The sequence below is a fragment of the Nonomuraea antimicrobica genome, assembly GCF_039536965.1.
Taxonomy (GTDB): Bacteria; Actinomycetota; Actinomycetes; order Streptosporangiales; family Streptosporangiaceae; genus Nonomuraea; species Nonomuraea antimicrobica.
The window spans coordinates 1-8048 of record NZ_BAAAZP010000153.1 but is presented as its reverse complement, the minus strand read 5'-3'; the positions used below and the strand labels follow the sequence as shown (position 1 = coordinate 8048).

At 69.1% G+C, this 8048-nt stretch carries 7 protein-coding genes and 2 pseudogenes; 4 read left to right on the top strand and 5 right to left on the bottom strand.

What is annotated here, in order from left to right; translation table 11 throughout:
- From ABD844_RS38230 to ABD844_RS38215, 4 genes and pseudogenes are all read left to right on the top strand, one after another.
- Window positions 1-579: pseudogene (locus ABD844_RS38230) on the top strand (ABC transporter permease); the annotation flags it as partial.
- Window positions 576-1997, top strand: a complete 1422-nt coding sequence (locus tag ABD844_RS38225) for a S41 family peptidase (RefSeq protein ID WP_344889378.1) — start codon at window positions 576-578, stop codon at window positions 1995-1997. The pseudogene ABD844_RS38230 and the gene ABD844_RS38225, both read left to right, overlap by 4 nt.
- A gap of 12 nt (window positions 1998-2009) precedes the next feature.
- The gene (locus ABD844_RS38220) at window positions 2010-3167 is read left to right on the top strand and encodes an alpha/beta hydrolase family protein (RefSeq protein WP_344889375.1); all 1158 of its coding nucleotides are present in this window, start codon (window positions 2010-2012) and stop codon (window positions 3165-3167) included.
- Between the two features lie 31 nt (window positions 3168-3198).
- Window positions 3199-3549: a hypothetical protein gene (locus ABD844_RS38215; RefSeq protein ID WP_344889373.1), complete on the top strand. Its 351-nt coding sequence runs from the start codon at window positions 3199-3201 to the stop codon at window positions 3547-3549.
- A gap of 242 nt (window positions 3550-3791) precedes the next feature.
- Here the strand turns inward: ABD844_RS38215 and ABD844_RS38210 are convergent, their stop codons facing one another.
- The 5 genes and pseudogenes from ABD844_RS38210 to ABD844_RS38190 form a co-directional block, all read right to left on the bottom strand.
- Window positions 3792-4778, bottom strand: a complete 987-nt coding sequence (locus ABD844_RS38210) for an NAD(P)-dependent alcohol dehydrogenase (protein ID WP_344889370.1) — start codon at window positions 4776-4778, stop codon at window positions 3792-3794.
- Between the two features lie 88 nt (window positions 4779-4866).
- Complete coding sequence (locus tag ABD844_RS38205) at window positions 4867-5091, bottom strand: helix-turn-helix transcriptional regulator (RefSeq protein ID WP_344889367.1); 225 nt, start codon at window positions 5089-5091, stop codon at window positions 4867-4869.
- Between the two features lie 2 nt (window positions 5092-5093).
- Window positions 5094-5507 (bottom strand): hypothetical protein, encoded by a 414-nt coding sequence (locus ABD844_RS38200; protein ID WP_344889364.1) that lies wholly within the window; start codon window positions 5505-5507, stop codon window positions 5094-5096.
- A 211-nt stretch (window positions 5508-5718) separates the two neighbouring features.
- Window positions 5719-7746 (bottom strand): hypothetical protein, encoded by a 2028-nt coding sequence (locus ABD844_RS38195; protein WP_344889361.1) that lies wholly within the window; start codon window positions 7744-7746, stop codon window positions 5719-5721.
- Window positions 7747-7861: 115 nt separating this feature from the next.
- Window positions 7862-8048 (bottom strand): annotated as a pseudogene (locus tag ABD844_RS38190) (4-hydroxy-2-oxovalerate aldolase); the annotation flags it as partial.

Sequence of the window (8048 nt, the reverse complement as noted above, 5' to 3'; positions counted from 1 at the left end):
ATCGCCCCGATGGGATACGCAGCCTTCGCCTTCGCCCTCGGCGTGACCATGGGCATGCTGGTACGCCGCACGCTGCCCGCCATGGCCCTCACCCTGGCCGTCTTCGCCGCGATCCAGCTCGCCCTGCCGACGATGGTCCGTCCCCATCTCATGGCCCCGATCACCGCGACCTACGAGCTCGGCATGGCGAACATGGAGAGCCTCAGCATCCCCCGGGAGGGAGGCGCGGCCCCGCGGTTGCACCTGAGGGAGGCCGTTCCCGACCAGCCGGGTGCCTGGGTCCTGTCCAGCGAGCTGCTCGACCCGACCGGAAAGGTGGCCTCCGGCGGCAGCGGCGGCTCCGGAGCCGTCGTCAACGTCTCCTCGACGTCGGGACCCTGCGCGCCGGGGAGTGCGGCGGCGGGCGCCGGGGACGGCTGCCTGGGCGAGGTCAACCGGCTCGGCTACCGGCAGCAGGTGACCTACCAGCCCCTTGAGCGCTTCTGGCTGTTCCAGTGGATCGAGACCGGGATCTACGCCCTGCTCACCGCCGGCCTGACGTGGCTGTCGTTCTGGTGGATCAGGAGGCGCCTGTCATGACCGCCATCAGGGCCGCGGCCGCCGGGCTCGCGCTCCTGCTGGTCGCGGCCTGCACGGCGCCGGCGGCGCCGCGCAGCGAGTCGAGCACGGCGGCGAGCACGGTCTGCGCGAAGCCCCAGGGCCGCCTCCCGGCGCAGACGCCCACCACGATCGACGTCATCGAGCAGGCGTACTTCTGCATCCTCGGCAACTACTACAGCGGTGCCACGCTGGACGCCCGCTCGCTGCTGACCGCCGGGTTCGTCGCGTTGACGCGGGAACTCAACCTCAACGGGCGTGATGTCTCCGAGGCGACCATGCCGGCGCTGACCGGTGACAGGGAGTCGGACTGGACCGCCTTCGAGGCGGTCTACCGGAAGGTCACCGATCAGGTCCCCGACCTGCGTGACAAGCTGGCCGTCGTCACCCTGGAGGCCGTCGTGGCCAGCCTCGACGACAATCACGCCAGATGGATGCACAACGTCGGAGGGGCGCCCCCCGACTACTACGACGGTGACGGTTACGGCCTGGGCCTTCAGGCGAACGTCAACGGCCCGCAGGTGAACGGCAACCCCGGCGCCGCCGTCCCCCCGCTGTTCGTCACCTCTGTGGAGGGCGGCGCGGCGCAGGCCGCCGGAGTGCGTCCGGGCGACATCATCGAATCGATCGACGGATCGGCGCCCTTCATCGATGGGAAGCCCACTCCCGCGATCGCCACTCTCTACCGGCAGTACCCCCAGGCCGACGCGGTCGAGCTGCGGCTTCTGCGGCAGAGCACCGGACGCCGCTGGAGTGTGACGCTCAAGCCCAGCGTCTACGAGCGGGATCTGGCCGCCCTGCAAGGGGTGACGTCGAAGCTGATGGACGACGGCGTCGCCTACGTACGGGTGCGCGGGTTCGCTCCTGACGCGGCGGACAGGGTGTTCAAGGCGATCACCCGGCTGCGCGCCGGCCGGACGCTCACCGGGGTCGTGCTCGACCTGCGGGGCAACGGCGGCGGCAGCGCCCCGGAGGCGATCCGGCTGGTGAGCGCGTTCGTCCATGGCAAGGTCACCGCCTACCTGTGCACGGTGGACGCCAAGTGCGAAGCCCTGCGGACCGACGACACCGTCGAGCTGCTCAAGCTGCCGCTGGCGGTGCTCACCGACCGCAGTTGCGCCTCGGCGTGCGAGCACTTCAGCTCCGCGGTCAAGGACCTGCGTCTCGGCCACCTGGTCGGCACCAGGACCGCCGGTGTCATCTCCGGTCCTTCGGAGCCGTTCCAGCTCAGCAACAACACCATGCTGACCTTCCCCACCAGGCACCACCTCGGGCCCGATCGCGAGACGCTCGACCGGATCGGCGTGCCGCCCGACCACCACGTGCCCCTGACCCCCGAGGACGCCGCCGCCGGGCGCGACCCGGCCCTGGCCAAGGCGCTGACTCTGCTGGAGAAGTGAATGGACCTCTCAATGAGACAGATTCTGGCAGCGGTCGCGGTAGTGGTCGTCCTCGCCGTGTCCGCCTGCTCCGCCCCCGCACAGCCGCGCTCGGCGGCCGGCCCGTCGCCGACGCCCACCGGTCCGGCCGTGTTGCCCGCGCCCACCGGCGACCACCCGGTCGGCACCACGATCCTGCATGTGACCGACGAGTCACGTCCCGATCCCTGGAACCTCGACGTCGACGCCAGGGAGCTCAAGGTCACCCTGTGGTATCCGACCGAGCAGAAGGACGGGGAGCGGGCGCCGTACATGACGCCGAAGGAGTCGGAGTTCTTCCTGAAGGGCTCCGAGATCGCGGGCATGCCGTACGACTCGCTGACCAAGACGCGGACGAACGCCATCAAGGACGCCGAACCCGCGGGGGAGAAGCTTCCGCTGGTGGTGCTCTCGCCCGGCTTCACCAAGCCGTTGAGCTCACTCACGTCCCTGGCCGAGGACCTGGCCAGCCGCGGGTACGTCGTCGTCGGCATCGACCACACCTACGAGAGCCACGCCACGACCCTGTCCGACGGGCGGGTCGCCGAATGCATCGCGTGCGATGCCGACACCGACCCGGGCTTCGGTCCGAGGGTGGTTCAGGGCCGGGCGGCCGATGTCTCCTTCGTGCTCGACCAGTTGCCGGCGAAGTGGGACGGTTCCGGCCTGATCGACCGGTCCAGAATCGCGATGGTCGGCCAGTCGATCGGCGGGGCCAGCTCGATCGCGGCCATGCTGGAGGACTCCCGGATACGCGCCGGGATCGACATGAACGGCAGCACGTACACCCGGATTCCCAAGAGCGGGCTCTCCCGGCCGTTCATGTTCATCGGTTCGGAGCAGCATGTCCCCGGTGGCGACGCTGCTTCATGGGAACGTGACTGGAAGCTGCTGACCGGGTGGAAGCGCTGGATGGTGGTGACGGACACGGACCACCAGTCGTTCACCGACATCCCGCTCCTGGGGCCCTCCCTCGGCATCGAACCCGTCTACGGCGTCCTGCCCGCGGCGCGCGGCGTCGAGATCGCCCGTGCGTACGTGGCGGCCTTCCTCGACCAGCACCTGAAGTCGCAGCCGCAGCCCATCCTGGACAAACCATCATCGAGCTACCCCGAGGCCAAGTTGTGCCCTGAGGCCTGCGCCAAATCCTGAATCCCCGCCCGAACACACATACCGACACACGATGGAGATCGACATGAAGAGCATCCTCGGTCAGAAGCGCTCGCGCAGGAGCATCATGGCGGCCGTCGCGCTGGCCGCGTTCGCATTGACCGGCGCGGCCTGTGGAGGTGGCCAGGAGCCTGGCGGGGGCAGTGTGTCCTTCGCGCCGAAGGGCGAGGGCGATCCGGCGGCCTACGCCAAGTGCATGCGCGAGAACGGCGTGCCGTCGTTCCCCGACCCCGGCACAGAGGGCGCCGTCGTGAACAAGGACGAAGCCAACACTCCGGAGTTCAAGAAGGCCGAGGAAACCTGCAAGAAGCACCAGCCGCAGAGCAGCCCGAGCACGACCCTCAGCAAGACCGGCGGCAGTTGAACGAACCGCGGGTTGCCGTGGATCTTTGCACGGTTCGACGCGTCGGCGGCTGCCACCGCGGCGGATCGGCCGGGCTGGGGCCAACTGCAACCGGAAATGTAACCGGGCGGGCTTTCTGATCATGACGATCGGGGAGTCCGCCCCGGTCGTTGGTGGTAGGGCTCCTGGGGCTCGAACCCGGAACCTGCGGGTTGAAGGCCGTACCCGCCCCTCTCCCATGTCGCAGGGGAGCTGAACCGAGGTCAGTTGTCATCGTGGTCCATGGTGATGAGGACGCAGCCCTGCTTACGGCCGGAATCGACGCGTCGGTGCGCCTCGGCGGCCTCCGCGAGCGGGTAACGCCCGTCGATGGCGGGCTTCATCTGGCCGGCTTCGGTGATCTGGGTGAGGAAACGCAGGTCCGCGGCCTTGTCGGTGGTGGGGCGCAGGCCGGTGAACGCGATGACCGCCCGCTTGTCACCGAATCGCCGCGTCCAGAACGACTGCAGCAAGATGCCGGGCGAGGGGGTGGTGGAAAGATAGACGCCGCCGCTCTTCAGCACGCGTTTGCTCCGGGAGAACGAGCTCTTGCCTGCGGCGTCGAAGACGACGTCGTAGGTGCGGCCAGGGCGGGTGAAGTCTCCCTTGGTGTAGTCGATGACCTCGTCGGCGCCCAGCGCTTTGACCAGCTCCAGCTTGGCGGTGCTGCACACCCCGGTGACCCGCGCCCCGAAGTGCTTGGCGAGCTGCACCGCGGCCGCGCCGACACTGCCGGCGGCGCCGTTGATGAGGAGCTCCTGGCCCTGCTGCAGATGTGCGTTGTCCCGGAGGAAGGGCAGGGCCGTCAGCACGCCGTCCATGACGGCGACGGCCTCGGCGTAGTCCACGCCGGTTGGCATGACCGCCAGGGCCCCGTCCTCGCCCACACACACGTACTCGGCGTGGGCACCGAAGGCCGGACCCGTGTCCCCGAAGACTCGATCGCCCACTGAGAAGCGGGTCACGTCCTTGCCGACCGCCACGACTTCACCGGCGAACTCGCCGCCCAGTGTCCTGGCCTTCGGCTTGACGAGACCGGTGAACATCCGCGAGAAGAAGGGGTCGCCGGCACGGAAGGTGGCGTCGCTCGCCGTCACCACCGCAGCGTGGATCTTCACCAGGACGTTCTTGTCGCCGGGAGTGGGGGTCCGCACGTCCTCGATGCCCAGGACCTCCGGGGCGCCGTACTTGTAGTAGGTCACTGCCTTCATGGGGGGTGTCCCTTCTCAGTGGAGTTCGGTACGGCTGTTGCTCTCGGGCCTGCACAGCGTTTACTGAGGGAATCGGGCGTCGCGGCGGTCAGCTTTCGGCGTCGGGGTACTGGAAGACCTCTTCGAGAGGCACCCCGAACACCCGAGCGAGCTGGAAGGCCATTTCCAGCGAGGGTGAGTAACGCCCCTGCTCGATGGCGATGATCGTCTGCCGGGTGACGCCGACGCGGGCCGCCAGATCCGCCTGGGTCATCTCGCCGGAGGTGAACCGCAGGTAGCGAAGCGAGTTGGTGATCTTGGTGGGCTTGGGCATGGTCAGAAACCCCGGCGGTATGCGACGATCTTGACGATCGAGGAGACCAGCGCATCCAGCACGAAGGCCAGATACAGCGCGTTGGCGATCCAGAAGTGTGCCGCCCCTGCCAGCGTCAGCAGAAACGCCCCGACGACACCCGTCGCCAGGACGAAGTATCCGACGTGCGTGCCGTGCCGGAAGATGTCGGCGTCCCGTTCGTCGCTGTGTCGCGCCCCCTTGGGCGCGCCGATCAGCATGGTGGTCAGCATGTTCGCGACGATTCCTACGCCGGCGGCGATCAGCAGCGGCAGCGCGTAGGAGATCCGCGTGACGTCGGTGCCGGCCAACCGCCCGAACATGGTCACCGCATAGACCACCGGCACCACGACCGCGACCGCCGCGTAGACCCATGCCCGCTTCTCTTCATACGACATCTCGCCTCCCGTGTACAGAATCTTTAACACGACCAAACGTAAAGCGCAGCGAACGTGATGTCAACTATTCTTAACTTCACCCATCATCCGGAAGCTGTTTCCGCAGGTCCTCGATGTCGTCTCGATTCGAGATCTGGCTACGGCGCCCTGTCACATGATCACGGCACCCGGCCTACTGGACAGTCGCCGAGGTCACCGTCCGCGGGCTGCCTCACCCCTTGATCTGCTTGGCGATCTTTTCGTCGATGTGGTCGGTGAGCCGTATCTCAACGAGGGTGTACTCGCGGATCTCGCCGTCTTCCTCGTACGTCCTGATGCCGTCGCCGAAGCGGCGCCGCACCGCCTCCAGTGCCGGTCCGACCTCGCGGGCAGCCGCCAGAGCCGTGGGCGGCATGCCCAGCAGCACATCGAGCAGGAGGCTGAAGCCTTCCGCCTCGTCGTCCTCGTCGTCCGCGCGGTTGTTGCCGTGGACGGCGAGGTCGGCCCGTCGCCGGACCTCAGCGACGATCGTGTCGGCCGTCTCCGGGAGACCGATCGCCTGCAGCGCCGCCTTGGCCTGGTGCCGCGTGTCCCGGTAGATCTCCTCGTCCTCCAGCACGGACAGCAGGGTCGGCGTCGCGGGGGCCGCGGCCGCACCGGACCGCCTGAGGGCGTACATCAGCCAGTACTTGGTCGACTCATCACGAAACCAGTGGTCGGCGTCGTCCCGGGCCGGGAGGGGAAACGCGCGGAGCGCCGCGTGCACCGCCGGGACCGCGGCAGCGCCCCGCTCGCCCAAGGCGGCCGAGGTCAGCACACCGAGAAAGCTGTCGGTCCCGGGCAGGCTCGCGACGAGCTCCTCCGTCGTGGACGCGTCCTCACCGGTGAAGTACGCCAGCAACCGCCCGGCGGAGCCGTGACCGTCGTGGCGATCGAACATCTGGGAGAGGACGGTGGTGGCCCTGCCCTGGTCGATCTCCGCCAGCGCGATCACCGCGGCCTCCCGAGCCGCCGGGTCCGCACCGTTCACGATCAGGTCCGCCAGCGCGTCCACCGCCGTCCCGTGCCAGGCTTGGTCGAGGTCGCCCGAGGCCAGCTCACGGACTGCGGCCAGACTCGCCGGGCCGTCGTCCCAGTGGTGGCGGACGTCGTCGAGCAGGGTTTCCACGTCACTGCCGCCCATCACCCAGGAGGGGCGGCCGATGCGCTGCGGCACGAGCCCGGCGTGGCCGGACCAGTGGAGAACGTGGACCTGGCCGCCGCGCCCGCCGACCAGCCAGCACCGCCCGTCCGGCGTACCGGCCACCTGGGTCAGCTCCCGGGGGCCGGCGGGCGTGGGGGGCGCGAAGCGGCCGACGGGTCCACGATCGTGCAGCCGCCAGAGCGCGGCCGTTCCATCCTGGGAAACCGACATCACCAGATCGGTGCCGGTGGCGAGTGCCAAAGCGCGGACGCGGCCGGTATGCGCCTGAACGCGCCCGAGGCAGTGCCCCGAGCGGGCATCCCACCACGACAGCGAGCCGTCCCGCCCGCCGAGCACCACCAGCGGCCGGTCCGGATGCGCCGCGATCGCCGTCGGCCTGGCGGGCGGGACGAACGCTGTCACGACCGCCCCGGTCTCCGCGTCGAGAACGACCACCCGGCCGCGCCGCGGGGACACCACGAGCCGCCACTGGTCGCAACAGCGCATCAGCCGCTGATCCGCCGCATCACCTCCGCCGAAGGCCCACACGAGCCCGGCGTCGCCTTCCTGTCTCTCCTCGGGAGGCCGTCGCCAGGCCTTGACCAGGCCCTCGTCAGTGCTCACGACGATCAGGCCGGAGGCGGTGCACCCCAGCGTCGCCGGGGAGTAATGCTTGATAAAGCCGTAGAGGGGGCCGAAGACGCCCAACCAGCGAAGGTCTCCACACTGCCTGAGCACGGCCTCCCGGTCCGAGGACGTGAGGAGCCGCCCGCCGTCCCAAGGGAGCTGCCGCCATTCCAGGGCCTCGGCGGCCACCGTCCACAGCGAGGCCGACGGGCCTGTGGTCAGTAACTTGGGCTGCCTGGCGTCGCCGATGAACGCGGCGCTGTCCACAGGTCCGCCTTGCAGCCCTCCCACATAGGCGCTCAGCAGGCCATGGCGCAGATCCCACAGCCGGATCTCGCCTGAGCGCGCGCCGGTCGCCCCCATCCGTCCGTCCGGGGAGACCGCGACTGCGGTGACGGCGTCGCCATGGTCATCCGACGGCCCGAGGTAAAGATCACCTTCGTCAGGCATCCCCGAGGATTAGCACATTTCCGGCGCGTCCGGCGACTCGAAATCCGGAGAACGGCCATGCGCGGCCCCCCGGCTGCGCAAGCTGTTGGGGCTGCTTGTGGACCATCAGAGAGATTCACCGGGTGTCGAGCAGGTCGAGGGCGATGTCGACGATCATGTCCTCCTGGCCGCCGACAAGGCGGCGGCGGCCGACTTCGAGCAGGAGGGTGCGTACGTCGATGCCGTATTGGCGGGAGGCGGTCTCGGCGTGGCGCAGGAAGCTGGAGTAGGCGCCGGCGTAGCCGAGGGTGAGGGTTTCGCGG